The following is a 17,735-nucleotide window of genomic DNA, read 5'->3' on the forward strand; positions in this document are numbered from 1 at the left end:
GGTGCCCGTTTCCAGGAACTCCCCCCGCCTCGCCGTCCGGGAAAAGCGGCAGGCGGAGAGCGGTGACTCACCTTCGCGCCCCCTCCGGGGCACCGCATATACGGGCATCGCCGTGCCCACGCCCTCCCGTCACGGGACCGTTTCGCGCCCGGGTCGTTCCGTCCGGTGGAACACCGTGGTCCGGTTCCGGCCATCCCGGAGGCGCGGCGCGGCCGGGCGGGGTGAGAGGTAAGGGAGGGCCACGGCGCCCGGCGCGGCCGCCCGCGCCCGCTTCCCCGGCGGTGGCTCCCGGCGCTCGCGCCGCCCGTCCCTCCGGACGGGCGGCGCGGGCGGTGGGGACCGGTCACCGGCGGGCGGGCAGGGTGCGCGGTTCCGCGGCCTCCTGGTCCGCCGGGGTCAGCCGGCAGCCGACCGCCCCCGCCGCCCGGATCGTGACGCCGACCTCCAGCTCCACGTCCTCCGGTGCCCCGGTGAACCGGTGGCGCTGGAGCAGCAGCGACACGGCGAGTTTCATCTGGAGCATGGCGAAGTGGTTGCCGATGCAGGAGCGCGGCCCGCCGCCGAGGGGGAACCACGTGTAGCGGTGCCTCCCCTCCTCCCCCTCCGGCCGGAACCGTTCGGGGTCGAAGGACCCCGGGCTCTCCCAGTGGGACGGGTGGCGGTGCGTCACCCAGGGCGAGACGTAGACGTAGGCGCCCGCCGGTATGGCGTGGCCGTCCACGACGGAGTCCCGTGCCGCCCTGCGGATGAGGACCGGCGCCGCCGGGTAGAGGCGCATGGCCTCCTTGAGGATGCGTTCCACCGACGGCATCGCGTCCAGGTCACCCGGGGTGGGCCTGCGGCCGCCGAGGACGGACCGCACCTCCTCGCGGGCCGCGTCCTGGATCTCCGGGTGCCGCGCCAGCAGGTACAGGGTGAACGTCAGGGACGTCGCCGTCGTGTCCGAGCCCGCCAGAAGGAAGACGAGGACCTGGTCACGGAGTTCGAGGTCGGTCAGCGGCGTGTCCTCGTCGCTGCGGGCGTTGATGAGCAGCGTCAGCAGGTCGTCCGAGCCCGTCGCGCCGCTCGTGCCGCCGCTGCGGCGGCGCCGTTCGATCAGGCGGTCGCACAGGGCGTGCAGTTCGGCCTGGGCCGCGCGGGCCCGGCGGTTGGCGGGGGTCGGGACGGAACGGGGCAGGTTGACCGGCATCAGGCCGCGCCGGAGGGTGTAGGTGCTCAGGGCGGGCATACAGCGCCGCACGACCTCGGCGGCCTCCTCGGCGTCCGCGCCGAAGAGGATGCGGGTGATCATCCGTACGGTGAGCCGGCTCAGGTCCTCGTTGAGGTCGGGGCGGCCCTCCGGGTCCGCGGCCCACTCCTCGCACAGGAGGTCGACCTCGTCGCAGATCGCGCCGGCGTACTCGGCCACCTTCTTCTTGGTGAACAGCGGGGACAGCAGCCGGCGTTGCCGCAGGTGGTCCTCGTCGAGGCTGCTCAGCAGCCCGTTGCCGAAGGTGTCGCGCATCTCCATCGAGAAGGCGTCGTCCTTGCGGAAGTCGGCGGACCGGGCGGCCAGGATCTGCTGGACGCCGGGGGGCGAGAAGACGAAGTAGATCGTGGTGCGCAGCCCGGGGGGCCCGGCGACGATCCGTACGACGTCCCCGTGTTCCTCGCGGGCGCGCTGGTACGTTCCCAGCGGATCGCGGCGCAGGTCCAGCATCGAGCCCAGGAGCGGCAGTCCGCCTGCGGTGGGCACCTCGGTCGCGTTCGGCTCCATCCCTGATCCCTCTCACCGGCTCGGGCGGGCGGGTGGGCGGACCCGTCTCCCGGGTCACACCCGCCTCTCTCTCCTGTCCAGTGCACCCCGGCCGGCCGGGCTCCGGCCAGACCCGGCCGGAGCGGAGATGTCCGCCGCTCCCCACGCTTGTGCGCTTGTGCGCTTGTGCCGGCGCGGAGCGCTCCCCGGCCGGCACCGAGCCCCAGGTCCGCTGCGGTCACGCGGTCACGCGGTCCCAGGGCACGCGGCTCACCTGGTGAAAGCCGGGGAGCCCTGCTGCGCGGTGTAGCCCTCCAGCCGGCCGATGGCGGACCGGACCGCCGGCCGGCGGGCGTGCGGCATCAACCGCGTACGCAGGGACCTCACCCGGTTCGTGGTGCTGGGGCAGCGGATCCGGCCGTAGTCCTCCAGCAGACGGTCGGTCACCTCGCACGCCTTCTCCAGCCTGCCCTCCAGCAGCAGGACCTCGCCGAGCTTGGCGAGGGTCAGCGCCCGGGCCCGGTGCGCGAAGGGGGAACGGTGCCGCAGGGAGGCGGCGAGGGCGGCCCCGGCCCGGTCGTAGTCACCGAGGCTCTGGAGCACGTGGCCCCGCTGGTAGTGCAGCGCGGCCAGCGGGTACCCGCTGAACGGCGGCGCGGGCGGTTCGTCACGCCCGCCGTGCAGCGTCGTCGCGTCGGAGAGGACGTCCAGCGCCCGCCGCTCCCGGCCGGCCGCCGCGTGCACCACGGCCAGATTGCTCAGCAAGAAGGACTTGATGGCCGGGGAGGCGTCCTCCGGGGCCGCCCGCCACGCGGACAGCGCGAGCTCGGTGCCCCGGTGCCCGAGGCGGCTCAGCTGGGCGCTCATGGCGCGGAGCGTGACGGCGTACTGGGTGCGGTCACCGGCCTCGACCGCCAGCTGCGCGGCCACGTGGAAGTACCGCTGCGCCAGGCCGTTCTGCCGGCAGTCGGCGCACATCCGGGCCAGCACATGCGTCAGCCGGGAGAGGTTGCCGAGCAGTTGGGCGTGGGTGGGCGCGTCGCACCGGGCGGCGAGGAAGGCGGCGCCGTCGGTCGCGAGGTAGACGGCCAGGGCGGTGCGGCTGTGCGCTCCGCCGTAGGTGTCGCTGACTCTCGCGTAGTGCGCGGTGGTCTGCGACAGGGCGGCCAGGTCGCCCGCGCCGAGACACCACTCCCCCCGCGCCGGCCCGGGTTCGGCCTCGGCCCACGCCGGTGGAGTGGCGGACGGCCGCAGGGGCAGCCCGCGCAGGGCCGCCCGGGTGTCCGCGCCCGTATCGGCCGCGGTGAGCGTCGCCAGGGCCTCGCGGCCCCGGCCCCCGGTGGCGAGAAGGGGGTCGACCGGCTCGTCGGGGAGGGGCGACAGGCCCGTCTCCTGAAGGCTGACGTAGCGGCCCAGGCGCCGGGTCAGCACCTCGGCCACCAGCGCGGGGACGGGGGCGGGCGGCCGGGATCCGGCGAGCCAGCCGGCCACGGTCTTCCGGCTGTAGCGCAGGACGCGCCCGCTCTCGGCCGCCGTCCGGTTCACCGCGCGGGCGAGCGTCTCGCCGGACATCCCCGCCTCGGCCAGGAGCCTTTTCAGCCTGTGGTTCGGGTGGCTGCGCGCCATGACAACTCCTCGGAATGTGTTCAGATCCGGGCACACAGGACGAGAACCGGGATCGCGGACGACGCGGTGAAACCACCGTTCCGCGCCCGCCGGCTGTCACCGCTGTGGGAATGCCGTCCGCCCCGTTGACGATCAGAGGACAGTCCTTCTTTTATCCGCGCATGGCGGAGGAATAACCGGCGGATCTCTTCCGGTTTTCCGCAGTCTCTCCGGGAGCGCTCCCATTCGACCAGAATCACAAGTTCACAAGAGGGCGACCCGCCGGACGAACGCGATTACCGAACGGCCTTGGCGGACGGGCCACGGGACTGTTTGACTTTCTGGTGCCGCCGGGTCCGCCGGGATACACCGGCCTTTCCCGTCACCGGCACACCGTGGGATATCCGCGGCACGAACAGGTGCGACACGCCCTGGTCCGCACCGGACCCCGGGCCCACCCCGCGCACCGGAACCCACCGGGCACGGGACCACCACGGCACACGCGTTCCGCACCACGCGCCACACCGCACACCGCGCACCGCGCACCGCGGCACCGCGCATCTTCGCCGCACACATGACGCTCCGCGCACCGGCCGAGAGACCACCGCGCGCCGGCGGCACCGCCGTGAGCGGGCCGGCGGATCCGGGCTCCACCGGCCACGATCCCCGGCCGCCCCCGACCACCGTGGGAAGGGTGAGACAGCACCCATGAGCGACGCACGCGTCCTGAACACCCCCGGCACGGACACCTCCGGCACGGGCACCCCCGGCACGGACACCTCCGGCCCCGGCGCCCCCGGACCGGCCGCCCACACCCCGGACCCGGTGCCGGACCTCCTGGCCGAGTGCCGGGAGGCGGTACTCCCCGCCCTGCGCCGGGCCGTGGACCGGCTCCACCCCCGGCTCGCCCTGATCAGCTCCTACCACTTCGGCTGGTGCGGGCCCGACGGGAGACCGGCCCGGGACCCCGGCGGCAAGATGCTGCGCGCCACGCTGGTGACGCTCACCGCGCGGGCGTTCGGCGCCGGCCCGGCCGAGGCGGTGCCCGGCGCGGTCGCCGCGGAGCTCGTGCACAACTTCTCCCTGCTCCACGACGATCTGATGGACGCCGACGAGCTGCGCCGCGGGCGGCCCTCCGCCTGGGTGGTGTTCGGGGCGGGCCCGGCCGTCCTGGCCGGTGACGCGCTGCTCAACGAGGCGCTGCGGACCACCGCAGAAGTGCCCGGGGCGGCCGCGCCGGCCGCCACCCGGGCGCTGGCGGCGGCGGTGGAGACCATCATCCGGGGACAGGCCGCGGATCTGGAGCTGGACGGCCGGGACGTGGCCCGGACCGGCCCCGACGACTACCTGGCGGCCTGCGCCAAGACCAGCGGTCTGCTCAGCGGCTGCGCCGAGGTCGCCGCGGCCCTGGCGGGCGCCCCGGCGCCGGCCGTGTCCGCGCTCCGCTCCGCCGCCTGGGACCTGGGGATCGCCTGGCAGATGGCGGACGACCTGGAGAATCTCTGGGGGGACACCACCGGTGGCAAGCACGCCTACGGTGACCTGCGCCGCGGCAAGCGGACCTACCCCGTGATCGTCGCGCTGCGCTCCGGTACCCGGGCGGGTTCCCGGCTGGCCGCGCGCCTGGGCTCCGCCGCCGTCCCCGGGGAGGGCGAACTGGCGAAGCTCGCGGACCTGGTGGCGGAGGCCGGCGGCCGGGCGGGGGCCGAGCGCGACGCACGCCACCACCTCGGCCGGGCCCTGCGGGCGCTGGAGGGGGCGGGCGGGGACCCGGCCGCGATGGACGATCTGACCGCCCTGTTCCGCCATGTGCTGGGCCGGCACGAACGGTGGCTCTCCGCGGGCGGGGCCTCCCCCGGAGCCGCCCCACCCGCCGGGCCCACCGAGCCTGCCGCACCCGCCGAGAAGGGACCGGCCCGATGACCACAGCCGACACGACCGTCACGGAGCGGCGGAACACCGTTCCGGCGCCGCCCGGTGACGCCGGCGCCCCGCGGTGGCTGCGTCACGCCACGGACGTCACCGACCCGGTCCTGCGGGAGGCCGTGCTCTCCCTCCACCCCCGCGCCCGCGCCGTCGCCGGCTACCACCTGGGCTGGTGGGACGAGCGGGGCCGGCCCGTCGCGGCCGGCTGGGGCAAAGCGGTGCGCCCCGCGCTCGTGCTGCTCTCCGCCCGCGCCGCCGGGGCCGCCCCCGGTACGGGCGCCGGCTGCGCGGCGGCGGTGCAACTCGCGCACGACTCCTCGCTGCTGCACGACGACATCATCGACCGGGACGAGACCCGCCGGAACCGCCCCGCGGCCTGGCGTGCCTTCGGGGTCGCCGGGGCGCTGCTGGCCGGGGACGCCATGCTGGCCCTGGCCGCCTCCCTGATCCAGCGGGAGGACCTGGGCGCTCCGGCCACCGCGGCGCTCAACGAGGCCGTACAGCAGTTCATCGGGGGCCAGTTCGAGGACATGGCCTTCGAGGAACGGGCGGAGGTCTCGCTCGCCGAATGCTCCACCATGGCCGCGCGCAAGACCGGTGCGCTCATGGGGGCCGCCTGCCGGCTCGGCGCCCTGGCGGGCCGGGCGGACGGGGAACGGGCGGCGGGGCTGGAGGCTTTCGGGCGGTCGCTGGGGCTGGCCTTCCAGCACGTGGACGACCTGCTCGGGATCTGGGGCGACCCGGAACGGACCGGCAAGCCCGCCGGAGCGGACCTCCACGCGCGCAAGAAGAGCCTCCCCGTGGTCGCCGCCCTGGACTCCGGCGGCCCGGAGGCGGCGCGGCTGGCCGAGCTCTACGCCCGCGATCCGTCCCTGGACGACCCCGGGACCCTCCGCCACGCCGCCGCGCTCGTGGAACGCGCGGGCGGCCGGGAGCGGACCGCCGGACTCGCGGGCCGGCATCTGCGGGAGGCGCTGGACCACCTCGGCGCCCTGGAGCTGCCCCCCTCCCGCACCAGGCCGCTGCGGGACCTCGCCCACTGGCTGACGGCCCGTGACCACTGACCCCCCGCGCCCGCCCGCCCCGGCCGGGCCCGGGACGCACGGCCCGTGTCCCCCTTCCACACGCGGGAGCCGTCCGGCTCCCGCGTGAACACCCCCGACAGTCCGTCCCGCACCCGCCGCGCCGCGAGCGTCCCGGCCGGCCGGATGCGGAGAGAGGAGAGCAGTCGTGCAGAGCCCGATAGCTGATCCGGTCCTGGAGACCGTCCTGCCCCGGTGGCCCTTCCCCGCCGCTCCCGTCCGGGACCCGCACGACGTCGAGGCCGTGGAGTCCGGCGGTGCCGCCTGGGCCCTGCGCTTCGGCCTGATCGACTCCGGCGACCCCCGGCACCCGCTGCGCCGCCTGTGCGCGGGTGAGCTGGTCAGCCACGGATACCCGCACGCGGACACCGGTATCCGCGTCCTCGTCACCCAGTGGACCATGTGGTACTTCAACCTCGACGACCACTTCGAGGACGGCGCCGCGGGCGCCGGTACCGCCGCCGCCGAGGAGGCCGCGGGGCCGCTGCGCCGCATGGTGGACGCCGCCCGGCGCCGCGTGCCGCTGCCGGAGGCCGCCGATCCCCTCCAGCGTTCCCTGGCCGATCTGCTGGAGCGGACCGCGCTGGTCATGGCGCCGCTGCAATTCCACGAGCTGCTGGCGCACCTGGACGACTACTTCACCTCCCTCGTGGTGGAGTCCGGGTACCGGGCGCGCGGTGAACTCCCCGCCGTGGACTCCTACATCGCGCTGCGCCGCGACACCGGCCCGGTGCTGCCGCTGCTGGACTTCGTGGAGCAGGGGGAGTCGGTGCGCCTCCCGGCGCGCTTCTACGGGACCGCGGAGTACACCGAGATGATCGGCTGCGCCGCCGACATCGCCTCCTGGATCAACGACGTGTGCTCGGTGTCGAAGGAGCTGCACCGGCCGGACGCGTACAACCTCGTGATCCTGCTGCACCGGCTGGAGCACAAGTCGCTCCAGGACGCAGCCGCCGAGACCATGGACCGCATCGAGCAGCGGGTGCGGCAGCTCCGGCGCGCGCTGGACCACGTCACCGGGCCCGCCGGCTCGGGCGCCCCCTACAACGCCGCCGAGGCGGGCGCCATCCGCGCCTGGGCCGACGGGCTGCTGAGCTTCCAGAACCACGTCGAGTGGTACCTGCGGCACGGCCGCTACGACCGCTACGACGGGGAAGAGCCGCGCGGGGAGGTGTCCGCATGACCGGCGGCCCCCGCACGACACGCCCTGACGCCCTCGGCGCCCCCGGCACCCCAGCCGCCGGGCCCGCCGTGGCCGGTGCGGAGCGCGCCGCTTCCGGCGGCCGCCCCCACGTCATCGTGGCCGGCGCCGGCATCGCCGGCCTGACCAGCGCCTTCCTCCTCCAGCGGCGCGGCTGCCGGGTCACGGTCCTGGAGAGCGGCGGACCGGAGGAGGTGGGCGGCCGCATGGCGTCGGTGCGGCGTGACGGCTTCTTCATCGACACCGGGGCCTCCCTCCTCTCCCGCCGGTACCACGCGATGCTGCGGCTGGCGGAGCTCGCCGGGGTGGGCGACCGCCTCCTGCCCTCCTCCGACCTCATCGGCCTGATGCGGGACCGCCGGGTGCACCATCTGCATGTGGGGTCCCTGCCGCGGATGGCGGCGGGGCTGCTGCGGTTCGCGCCGTTCCCGGCCGATCTGCCCAAGCTGATGCTGGACCATCTGCGCGTGCGGCGCTCGCTGGACTGGTACGACATGTCCGCCGCGGCCCGCCACGACGGGGAGTCCGTGGCCGGTTACGCGCTCCGCCGCGGACTGCGGCCCGGCACGGTCGACCACCTGCTCGATCCGCTGTGCATGCTGGCCTCCCTCCAGGATGTCGAACGCACCTCGTCGGTGGCGCCGTTCATGCTGCTCAACTCGTTGCTGGGCGGGGGCGGGCTGTTCACCTTCCGCGGCGGCGTCGGCCTCCTGCCGCGTCTCCTCGCCGCCCAGCTGCCCGTGACGTACCACGCCCGGGTCCGCCAGGTCGAGGAGGACGCCTCCGGGGTCCGGGTCACCTGGCGGCCCGGTGACGGCGGCGAGCGCACCGAGCGGGCCGACGCCTGTGTGCTGGCGGTCCCCGTCTCCCAGGCGCCGGAACTCTACGGCCAGATGGGACGGGAGTTCACCGAGTTCTTCCGGCAGGTGGAGTACACCGGCAGCGTGCACGTGGCCTTCGGCCTGGACCGCCCGACGGCCGAGCGCGCCGTGATGGTGAACGCGCCCCGGGCGGAGCACCCGGCCCTGGTCGGCGTGATCCTCCCGCACAACACCGCCCCGGGCCGGGTGCCCGAGGGGCGGGGCCTGGTCATGGCGCACTTCCGCGGCTCCTGGTCGGACCGCCACCGCGATCTGCCCGAGGATCGGCTCGTCGACCACGCGCGCGCGGCGCTGCGGGCGCTGCGGCTGGTGCCCGAGACCGAGAACCACACGGTCATGACGCACGTCATGCGCCCCGGCGAGTGCGTCGTCTTCCGGCGCCCCGGGGACTACCGCGAACTCGCCCGGCTCAGCCGGGCCTGGCCGGCCGGCTCGCGCGTCCACCTGGCCGGCGGTGACTACTTCACCCAGTCCAGCACCCACCACAGCATCTGCTCGGCGGCGCGGACGGCCCGCCGGGTCTGGGAACGCCTGGAGGCCGCGGCACCCGCGCAGGCCGGGCCCTCCGCCCGCGTCCCCGCCCTCTCCCGGACGAAAGGAACGCCGTCGTGACACACACACCGAACCCGGCACACACCGCACGCGAGTCCAAGGAACCGGTCATCGTCGTCGGCGCCGGCATCGCCGGCATGACCGCGGCCTTCCGCCTCCAGCAGGCCGGGCACCCGGTGCGGGTCCTGGAGCGGGAGGACCGGGCGGGCGGCCGGATGCGCACCGTCCGGCGCCGGGGCTACCACATGGACCTGGCCGCCATCCTGCTGATCGAGAACTACACGCAGATGCGCGACCTCGTGCGGGACCTGGACATCGAGGACACCACCCTGCGCACCAACAACCTCGTCGGCATCCGCCGCGACGGCCGCGTCCACCGCCTGCGGGCGAACCGGCCGACCGACCTCAAGCGCTCCGGCCTGCTGCCCTGGTCCTCGGTGCCGGCGATGGTCCGGCTCCAGGCGGACCTGCGGAAGTACGCCGGGCGCCTGCGCTGGAACAGCGACATGGGCGAGGCGGCCACGCTCGACACCGAGACCGCCGCCGCCTACGCCGAGCGCAGGCTGGACACGGAGTTCCGCGACTACGTGGTGGACCCCATGAGCGCGATGTTCTTCAACTCGCCCCCCGACCTGTCGGTGGTCAACTTCCTGTTCTCCATGCCCGCCGTGAACTCCGAGTGGTTCAACTTCCACGACCGGGTGGACACCCTCACGACCACGCTCGCCGCCCGGCTGGACGTCGAGACCCGCGCCGAGGTCACCCAGGTCGAGGAGACCTCGGACGGCGTCCGGGTGCACTGGCGGCGCGAGGGCGAGCCGGAGCACACCGAGGAGGCCGCCGCCGCGATCGTCGCCCTGCCGGGGCCGGTCGCCGCGGGGCTCTGCCCCGGGCTGGCCCCCAGCACCCTGGACTACCTGGCGAACGTCCCCTACGTGCCGGACATCCACGTCTACTTCGGCGTCGACCGGGTGCCGAGCGAGCCCGCCACCTGCGTCCTGTTCCCGCAGCGGGAACACGCCGACCTGGGGGTCATCACCTTCAACCACAACTTCGCCCCCGGCCGCGCCCCGCAGGGCCACGCCCTGCTGACCAGCTACTACCGCTACCCCTGGGCGATGGCGCACTGGGACGACGACGACGACACGGTCGAGGCCCTCACCCACGAGATCCACCGGCAGGCCTGGCCGGAGATGGCCCGGCACATCGAGGCCCACCAGGACATGGCGTACGTCCAGCGCTGGAAGAACGCGGTCATCCTGCGCAAGCCCGGGGACTACGCGCGGTTGCGCGCCTTCAACCAGGGTCTGGACCCCCGCTCCCGCATCCAGCTCGCCGGCGACTACCTCGGCTTCAGCGCGACCAACTCCAGCCTCGTCACCGGTGAGCGCGCGGCCCGCCGGGTGCGCGAGGTGGTGACCGGCGGAGCGGTCGCCGCGGGCCGCGTCTGACCCGGCGGGCGCGTCCGGCCCGGGGGCCGCGCCCCGTCCGGTCCGGACGCGCCGGGGCCACCGTCCCGCCGGGACCGCCGTCACGGCCGCGCGGTTCCGGCGGGACGGCGGTGCGGTCCCCGCGGGACACCGGCGCGGTCCCGTCGGGACAGCCGTGCGGTCCCGGCGGGACGAGGGGGCGGTCCCGGCGGGACGACGGCGGTGGGCGACTGGAAAGAGCCCCGCGCCCAGGCAAGGCTGGAAGTCCGGACGGCCGGACGGCGATCGCCGCCGCCCCACCACGGCAGGCCGCCGCGTCACGGAAAGGCCGCTCCGGCACCACCCCAGGAAGGCCACGACCGCAGAAGGGAACCGCACTCCATGTCCACGCACCGCGCCCTCGTGACCGAGGAGCGATCCACCGCGACGGGGGAAGCCCACGGCAAGGCCATCCTGCTGGGCGAGCACGCGGTCGTCTACGGGGCCCCCGCGCTGGCGCTCCCCCTCCCCGCGCTCGGCTGCCGGGCCACCGTCCGCCACGCGCCGCCCTCCGGCTCCCCGGCCGGCGGCACGCGCCACCCCGCCCCTCCCGCGCCCGCTCCCGGCCCCTCGCCCGATCCGGCCGAGCAGACCTGGCAGGAGCTGCCCGAGGAGTTCGAACCGCTGCTGGACGCCTTCGCCCGGCGGGCCGGGCTCGACGGCCGCCCGGCGCTGGACATCCGCCTGGACAGCCGGATCCCCCCGTCCCGCGGGCTGGGGTCCAGCGCGGCGCACGCCCGGGCCCTCGTCCGCGCCCTGGACGGGCTCTTCGCCACCGGTCTGGGCCCGGCGGAGATCTACGAGCTGGTGCAGGTGTCCGAGCGGTCGGCGCACGGGCTGGCCAGCGGGATCGACGCCTGGACGACCGGCAGCGACCACCCGGTGCTGCTGGCGGGCGGAACCTGCGTCACCCCGCCGGTGGGCACCGGCTGTCACGTCGTCGTGGCCGACAGCGGCCGGGGCAGCGGCACCAGGCAGGCGGTGGGCATGCTGCGGGACGCCTTCACCCGCGACCCCGCCGCCCGCGACCGGTTCGTCGAGCGGTCGGGCACCCTGACACGCGCCGCGCTCGCCGATCTGGCGGCGGGCCGCCTCCCCCGGCTCGGTGAGCGGCTGACGGACTGCCACGAACTCCTCGCCGGCCTGGGGCTGACCACGGAGCGTACCGACGCCCTGGCCCGGGCCGCGGTCGGCGCGGGTGCCCTCGGCGCCAAGATGAGCGGCGGCGGGCTGGGGGGCTGCGTCATCGCCCTCACCACCACCGCCCGGGAGGCGGAGTCCGTGGCCGCCGCCCTCGCCGGCGCGTTCGGCGCCCGCACCTGGACGGCCGCGCTGACGGAAGGAGCAGGCCATGACGGACTGTGAACCGGCGGTGGCGGTCGCCCACCCCAACATCGCCCTCGTCAAGTACTGGGGGAAGCGCGACGAGCGTCTCATCCTCCCGCTCGCCGACAGCCTGTCCCTGACCCTCGACGCCTTCCCCACCACCACCGCCGTACGGCAGGCCCCGGACGCCCCGGAGGACCGGGTGATCATGGACGGGGTGCCGGCCCGCGGCGAGATGCGGCGCCGGATCACGGACTTCCTCGATCTGGTGCGCGAGCGGTCGGGGATCCGCGCCCCCGCCGTGGTGGACACCCGCAACACCGTGCCGGTGGGGGCCGGACTCGCCTCGTCCGCCGGCGGTTTCGCCGCGCTGGCCCTGGCCGCGGCCCGCGCCTACGGGCTCCCCCGCGACCCCGTGTCGCTCTCCCGGCTGGCCCGCCGCGGCTCCGGCTCGGCCTCCCGCTCCGTCCACGGCGGCTTCGCCGTCTGGCACGCCGGCGACCCCGGCGCCGCCGATCCGGACCACGCCTCCTACGCCGAGGCGGTGACCGACGCCCGCGTCGACCTGGCGCTGGTCGCCGTCATCCTGGAGGCCGGTCCCAAGTCCGTGTCCAGCAGGGAGGCCATGCGCCGCACGGTCGCCACCTCACCGCTGTTCCCGGGCTGGCTGCGGAAGAGCCGGGAGGATCTCGGCCGCATGCGCGCGGCGCTGCGCGAGGGTGACATCACCACCGTGGGTGAGACCGCCGAACGTAACGCCCTCGGCATGCACGCCACGATGGAAACGGCGAGCCCACCCGTCCGGTACCGGACCGCGGCCTCCGACGCCGCCCTCACCCAGGTCCGCCGGCTGCGCGCGGACGGGCTGGGCGCCTGGGCGACGATGGACGCCGGCCCCAACGTCAAGGTGATCTGCGACGCGGCCGACGCGAAGACCGTCGCCGCCCGGATGGGTGAGGTTACCGGCGCCCGGGTGGTCGTGGCGGGCGGCGGGCCCGGGGCCCGGCTGCGGACGGAGGACGCCTGATGGCGCGCCGGGTCACCCGCCGGGCGCCGGGCAAGCTGCTGGTCGCCGGGGAGTACGCGGTCCTCGAACCGGGGCGGCCCGCGGTGGTGGTGGCGGTGGACCGGTATGTCACCGTCACCGCCGGGGACGCCGACGGGACCGTGCGCACCGATCACCCCGCGCACCCCGGAAGCCCCGCGGAAACCGCCGGCTCCGCGCCCTGCGGGGACGCCCCGGCCTCCCCGGGCCCCGGAACCGCCGACGTGATCGTCGACTCCGACCTGGTCGGCCACGAGGTGGGGCTGCGCCGGACCCCGGAGGGGCTGCGGGTCCTGCCGGGTCAGGGCTTCCCGGCCACGGCCGCGGTGCCGGCGGTGCTGGCGCATGTGGTGTCCGCCGTGGAGACGGTCGAGGCGCTGGCCGAGGCGGCGCCGGTCGGGCGGCGTCCCCTCGGGCCCGCCGCCGTCCGGCTCACGATCCGCAGCGACCTGCACGACGGCGGCGTCAAGACCGGGCTGGGGTCGAGCGCCGCCGTCACCGTCGCGACGGTCCGGGCGCTGGCGGAGTACCACGGGACGCCGCTGCCGGACCGGGAGTGCCTGCGCGTCGCGCTGCTGGCCGGCGTCCGGGTGAACGCGGGGCCCTCCGGTGCCGATCTCGCGGCCGCGGCCTGCGGCGGCTGGGTGGCGTACCGCGCCCCCGACCGCCGGGCGCTGCTGGCCGGTGTGCGCCGGGACGGGGTCGCGGCGACGCTCGCCGCGCCCTGGCCGGGCTTCGCGGTCCGGCCGCTGCCCCCGCCGTCCGGCGTCACCCTGCACGTGGGCTGGAGCGGCAGCCCGGCCTCCACCCCGGACCTGGTCGCGGGGCTGACCGCCGGGCCGTGGTGGCACAGCGACGCCCGCGGCCGCTTCCTCGACGACAGCGAGGACTGCGTGACGCGCATGGTCCGCGCCCTGGAGGACGACCGGCCGGCGGACCTCCTGGCGTCCGTCCGCACCGCCCGGCGCCTGCTGGACCGCCTGGACGGGGAGGCCGCGCAGGGCGTCGTCACCGAGCCCCTGCGCCGCCTGTGCGAGGTGGCGGAGGCGTGCGGCGCGGCGGCCAAGCCCTCCGGCGCGGGCGGCGGTGACTGCGGGATCGCCCTGCTGCCGGGGGACGGTTCGGCCGCGTCCGCCGCGCCCCTGCACCGGCGGTGGCGCGAGGCCGGCATCACGCCCCTGCCGCTCGCCGTGGCCGCGGGCGCGGGCGCGGCCACGGCCCCGGCCCCGGCCGGTCCTTCCGCCCCGGCCGCCGGCTCAGCCCGCCCCGCCCTCTCAGCCCGCTCAGCCCCCTCCGCCGGCTCAGCCCGCTCCGCCCCCCGCGCGGAAGCGCACCCCGCCGGTACCGGGCCACAGGCCGGTCTCCCCTCCCCAACCCCGCGAGGACGGATCCGATGAGCGCACACCGGAAGGACGACCACGTACGGCTCGCCCATTCCCAGCACACCGCGGCCGGCGAGGGACGGGACGCCGGACCGCCGCGCCGGCCCAGCCAGTTCGACGAGGTGCGTTTCGTGCACCACGCCCTGGCCGGCACCGACCGCGAGAAGGTCTCGCTGGAGACCGGCTTCGCCGGGATGCGCTGGCGGCGCCCGCTCTACATCAACGCCATGACGGGCGGCAGCCCGCGCACCGGCGAGATCAACCGCGACCTGGCGATCGCCGCCCACGAGACGGGGCTGCCCATCGCCACCGGGTCCATGAGCCCCTATCTCAAGGACCCGTCCACGGCCCCCACCTTCACCCCGGTCCGCCGGGAGAACCCCGGCGGTTTCGTCCTGGCCAACATCAACACCGACGCCACGCCCGACCAGGCGTGCCGGGCGGTGGAGCTGCTGGAGGCGGACGCGCTGCAGATCCACCTGAACACCGTTCAGGAGACCGTCATGCCCGAGGGGGACCGTTCCTTCGGGCACTGGGCCGGGGCCATCGAGAAGATCGTCGCGGCCGTCGGGGTACCGGTGATCGTCAAGGAGGTCGGCTTCGGCCTGAGCGGCCGGACGGTGCGGGAACTCGCCTCGCTCGGTGTCCACGCCGCGGACGTGGCCGGCAGCGGCGGCACGGACTTCGCCCGGATCGAAAACGGCCGCCGCGACCGGCCCGACTACGCCTACCTGGAGGGCTGGGGCCTGTCCACCCCGGCAGCGCTGCTCGACGCCCGGGACGCCGGTCTGCCGCTGCTCGCCTCCGGCGGCATCCGCGACCCGCTGGACGTGGCCAGGTCGCTGGCCCTGGGCGCGCGGGCGGCCGGCGCCTCCGGCCCGTTCCTCACCACCCTGCTCGACGGGGGCGTGGAGGCCCTGGTGGAGCAGATCACCACCTGGCTGGACCACCTCGCGGCCCTGATGACCCTGCTCGGCGCGCACAGCCCGGGCGAACTCGCCGACTGCGACGTGCAGCTCACCGGCGAACTGCGCGCCTTCTGCCTCGACCGCGGCCTCGCCGGGGCCACGGAAGGGGCCACGCGCCTCGCCACGGAGCGGGCCACGGGGCGGGCCCCCGAAAACGGCTGGGCCACCGCGCGCAACGGAAACACCGCGCACGCCGGGAACACCGCGAAAGGAATCACGTCATGACCATCACGGCCGAACCGTCCACCGAGGTCACCGCCGCGGGCGTCCCCCTGCGCTGGGTGGGCCCCCTGCGCGTCACGGGCAACGTCACCACGGCCGAGACCGAGGTCCCCCTGGCCACCTACGAGTCACCGCTGTGGCCGTCGGTCGGCCGCGGGGCGAAGATCTCCCGCCTGGTGGACGAGGGCATCCGCACCACGCTCGTCGACGAGCGCATGACGCGCTCGGTGCTGGTGGAGGCCGACGACGCGGCGGGCGCCCACGCCGCCTCCCTGGCCGTCGAGGAACAGCTGCCCCGGCTGCGGGAGGTCACCGCCCGCAGCAGCCGCTTCGCACGGCTGCTGGGGATCCGTCAGGAGATCACCGGCCCACTGCTGTTCATCCGCTTCGAGTTCGCCACCGGGGACGCCTCGGGCCACAACATGGCCACGCTCGCCTCCGACGCGCTCCTCGCCCACCTGCTGGCCACGGTGGACGGCATCCGCTACGGCTCGATCTCCGCCAACTACTGCACCGACAAGAAGGCCACCGCGATCAACGGCATCCTCGGCCGGGGCAAGAACGTCGTCGCGGAGATCCTCATCCCCCGCGACATCGTGGCCGAGCGCCTGCGCACCACGGCGGCCCGGGTGACGGCGCTCAACACGAACAAGAACCTGGTCGGCACCCTGCTGGCCGGCGGCATCCGCTCGGCGAACGCGCACTACGCGAACATGCTGCTCGCCTTCTACCTGGCCACCGGGCAGGACGCCGCCAACATCGTCGAGGGCTCCCAGGGCGTGACGTACGTCCAGGACCGCGACGGCGACCTGTACTTCTCCTGCACCCTGCCCAATCTGATCCTCGGCACCGTGGGCAACGGCAAGGGCCTGGGCTTCGTGGAGGACAACCTCACCCGGCTGGGCTGCCGCGAGGACCGCCCCGCCGGGGAGAACGCCCGCCGGCTCGCCGCCCTCGCCGCGGCCACCGTCCTGTGCGGCGAGCTGTCCCTGCTGGCCGCCCAGACCAACCCCGGCGAACTGATGAAGGCGCACACCCGACTCGAACGCGCGACAGGAGACTCCCATGTCCACTGACCTCGCCATCGGCGTCCACGACCTCTCCCTCCGCACCACCAGTCTCGTCCTGCCCCATGCCGAACTCGCCCGGTACAACGGCAGCGACGTGGCGAAGTACCACAAGGGCCTCGGGCAGCGCGCGATGAGCGTCCCCACCGAGGACGAGGACATCGTCACCATGGCCGCGGCCGCCGCCCTCCCCCTGATCGAGCGGCACGGCCCGGACGACGTGACCACCGTGGTCCTCGCCACCGAGAGCTCCGTCGACCAGTCCAAGGCGGCGGGTGTCTACGTCCACTCCCTGCTGGGGCTGGCGTCGAACACGCGCGTGGTGGAGGTCAAGCAGGCCTGCTACGGCGCCACCGCCGGCCTCCAGTTCGCGGCGGGACTGGTGCACCGGGACCCCCGGCAGCGGGTGCTCGTCATCGCGAGCGACGTCTCCCAGTACGACCTGGACAGCCCCGGGGAGGCCACCCAGGGGGCCGCGGCGGCGGCGATGCTCGTCACGGCCGACCCCGCGCTGCTGGAACTCACCGGCCCCTCGGGCCTGTTCACCGCCGACGTGATGGACTTCTGGCGCCCCAACTACCGGGCCACCCCGCTGGTCAACGGCAAGGAGTCGGTCGCGGCCTACCTCGACGCCGTCGAGGGCGCCTGGCGCGACTACCGGTCCCAGGGCGGGCTGCCCCTGACCGACTTCCGCGGCTTCTGCTACCACCAGCCGTACACCCGCATGGCGTTCAAGGCGCACCGGCAGCTGCTGGAGACCGCCGGGGCGCACCTGGACGAGGAGGCGCTCCACCGGGACGTGGCCCCCACCACCAGCTACAACGAGACGGTCGGCAACAGCTACACCGCCTCGGTGTACCTGGCCCTCACCGCGCTGCTGGAGAACCGCGACGACCTGGACGGGCGGACCGTCGGCCTGTTCAGCTACGGCTCCGGGAGCGTCGCGGAGTTCCTCGCCGCCCGGGTCCGCCCCGGCTACCGGGCCCACCTGCGCCAGGAGGCGCACCGGCGGGCGGTGGAGGACCGGCAGGTCATCGACTACGCCACCTACCGCTCGCTGAGGGAGCGGTCGCTGCCCACCGACGGCGGATGGCACGAGCTGCCGCACCGCACCCAGGGGCCCTTCCGTCTCACGGCGGTCCGCGACCACCAGCGCATCTACGAGGCGGCCTGAGCGTCCCCGCACCCGCGTCCGTCCCCTCCCGGCGTTCACGCCCCTCGGTCCCGCGGCCCGGCGCCGCGGCGGGGCGGCGCGACCGGGTCATCCACAGCCG

At 75.4% G+C, this 17,735-nt stretch carries 13 protein-coding genes; 11 read left to right on the forward strand and 2 right to left on the reverse strand.

Features of this window, described 5'->3' with window-relative positions; all coding sequences use genetic code 11:
- Positions 1–343: 343 nt before the first annotated feature.
- Positions 344–1,756, reverse strand: a complete 1,413-nt coding sequence (locus HCK00_RS11420; RefSeq protein ID WP_168101736.1) for a cytochrome P450 — start codon at positions 1,754–1,756, stop codon at positions 344–346.
- Between the two features lie 249 nt (positions 1,757–2,005).
- Positions 2,006–3,361: an NsdA family TPR-like regulatory protein gene (locus HCK00_RS11425; protein WP_168101737.1), complete on the reverse strand. Its 1,356-nt coding sequence runs from the start codon at positions 3,359–3,361 to the stop codon at positions 2,006–2,008.
- Between the two features lie 687 nt (positions 3,362–4,048).
- Between HCK00_RS11425 and HCK00_RS11430 the strand changes: the two genes are divergently transcribed.
- From HCK00_RS11430 to HCK00_RS11480, 11 genes are all read left to right on the forward strand, one after another.
- A complete protein-coding gene (locus HCK00_RS11430; protein ID WP_168101738.1) occupies positions 4,049–5,263 on the forward strand; it encodes a polyprenyl synthetase family protein in 1,215 nt (404 codons plus the stop codon).
- The gene (locus tag HCK00_RS11435; RefSeq protein ID WP_168101739.1) at positions 5,260–6,330 is read left to right on the forward strand and encodes a polyprenyl synthetase family protein; all 1,071 of its coding nucleotides are present in this window, start codon (positions 5,260–5,262) and stop codon (positions 6,328–6,330) included. Before HCK00_RS11430 ends, HCK00_RS11435 begins: the two co-directional genes overlap by 4 nt.
- 166 nt (positions 6,331–6,496) lie before the next feature.
- Complete coding sequence (locus tag HCK00_RS11440) at positions 6,497–7,531, forward strand: terpene synthase family protein (protein ID WP_168101740.1); 1,035 nt, start codon at positions 6,497–6,499, stop codon at positions 7,529–7,531.
- Complete coding sequence (locus HCK00_RS11445; protein WP_168101741.1) at positions 7,528–9,042, forward strand: protoporphyrinogen/coproporphyrinogen oxidase; 1,515 nt, start codon at positions 7,528–7,530, stop codon at positions 9,040–9,042. Before HCK00_RS11440 ends, HCK00_RS11445 begins: the two co-directional genes overlap by 4 nt.
- Complete coding sequence (locus tag HCK00_RS11450) at positions 9,039–10,433, forward strand: protoporphyrinogen/coproporphyrinogen oxidase (protein WP_168101742.1); 1,395 nt, start codon at positions 9,039–9,041, stop codon at positions 10,431–10,433. The genes HCK00_RS11445 and HCK00_RS11450 overlap by 4 nt, the downstream gene beginning before the upstream one ends.
- Before the next feature lie 360 nt (positions 10,434–10,793).
- Entirely contained in the window at positions 10,794–11,816 is a 1,023-nt protein-coding gene (gene mvk, locus HCK00_RS11455; RefSeq protein ID WP_168101743.1) for a mevalonate kinase, read from the forward strand.
- Positions 11,803–12,804 (forward strand): diphosphomevalonate decarboxylase, encoded by a 1,002-nt coding sequence (gene mvaD, locus HCK00_RS11460; RefSeq protein WP_168101744.1) that lies wholly within the window; start codon positions 11,803–11,805, stop codon positions 12,802–12,804. The genes mvk and mvaD overlap by 14 nt, the downstream gene beginning before the upstream one ends.
- On the forward strand, positions 12,804–14,219 hold the full coding sequence (locus HCK00_RS11465; RefSeq protein ID WP_168101745.1) for a phosphomevalonate kinase: 1,416 nt from the start codon (positions 12,804–12,806) through the stop codon (positions 14,217–14,219). Before mvaD ends, HCK00_RS11465 begins: the two co-directional genes overlap by 1 nt.
- The gene (gene fni, locus HCK00_RS11470) at positions 14,216–15,397 is read left to right on the forward strand and encodes a type 2 isopentenyl-diphosphate Delta-isomerase (protein ID WP_168101746.1); all 1,182 of its coding nucleotides are present in this window, start codon (positions 14,216–14,218) and stop codon (positions 15,395–15,397) included. The genes HCK00_RS11465 and fni overlap by 4 nt, the downstream gene beginning before the upstream one ends.
- Entirely contained in the window at positions 15,394–16,470 is a 1,077-nt protein-coding gene (locus HCK00_RS11475) for a hydroxymethylglutaryl-coenzyme A reductase family protein (protein WP_168101747.1), read from the forward strand. Before fni ends, HCK00_RS11475 begins: the two co-directional genes overlap by 4 nt.
- On the forward strand, positions 16,460–17,635 hold the full coding sequence (locus HCK00_RS11480; RefSeq protein ID WP_168101748.1) for a hydroxymethylglutaryl-CoA synthase: 1,176 nt from the start codon (positions 16,460–16,462) through the stop codon (positions 17,633–17,635). The genes HCK00_RS11475 and HCK00_RS11480 overlap by 11 nt, the downstream gene beginning before the upstream one ends.
- Positions 17,636–17,735: the final 100 nt, after the last annotated feature.

Origin of the sequence: Streptomyces zingiberis (assembly GCF_012034935.1) — a bacterium.
In the GTDB taxonomy this organism is placed as follows: domain Bacteria; phylum Actinomycetota; class Actinomycetes; order Streptomycetales; family Streptomycetaceae; genus Streptomyces; species Streptomyces zingiberis.

Coding starts and splice junctions, on each gene's coding strand:
- HCK00_RS11445 (WP_168101741.1), top strand. CDS start 7,528: ATGACCGGCGGCCCCCGCACGACACGCCCTGACGCCCTCGGCGCCCCC.
- HCK00_RS11430 (WP_168101738.1), top strand. CDS start 4,049: ATGAGCGACGCACGCGTCCTGAACACCCCCGGCACGGACACCTCCGGC.
- HCK00_RS11465 (WP_168101745.1), top strand. CDS start 12,804: ATGGCGCGCCGGGTCACCCGCCGGGCGCCGGGCAAGCTGCTGGTCGCC.
- HCK00_RS11420 (WP_168101736.1), bottom strand. CDS start 1,756: ATGGAGCCGAACGCGACCGAGGTGCCCACCGCAGGCGGACTGCCGCTC.
- fni (WP_168101746.1), top strand. CDS start 14,216: ATGAGCGCACACCGGAAGGACGACCACGTACGGCTCGCCCATTCCCAG.
- HCK00_RS11425 (WP_168101737.1), bottom strand. CDS start 3,361: ATGGCGCGCAGCCACCCGAACCACAGGCTGAAAAGGCTCCTGGCCGAG.
- HCK00_RS11480 (WP_168101748.1), top strand. CDS start 16,460: ATGTCCACTGACCTCGCCATCGGCGTCCACGACCTCTCCCTCCGCACC.
- mvaD (WP_168101744.1), top strand. CDS start 11,803: ATGACGGACTGTGAACCGGCGGTGGCGGTCGCCCACCCCAACATCGCC.
- mvk (WP_168101743.1), top strand. CDS start 10,794: ATGTCCACGCACCGCGCCCTCGTGACCGAGGAGCGATCCACCGCGACG.
- HCK00_RS11475 (WP_168101747.1), top strand. CDS start 15,394: ATGACCATCACGGCCGAACCGTCCACCGAGGTCACCGCCGCGGGCGTC.
- HCK00_RS11435 (WP_168101739.1), top strand. CDS start 5,260: ATGACCACAGCCGACACGACCGTCACGGAGCGGCGGAACACCGTTCCG.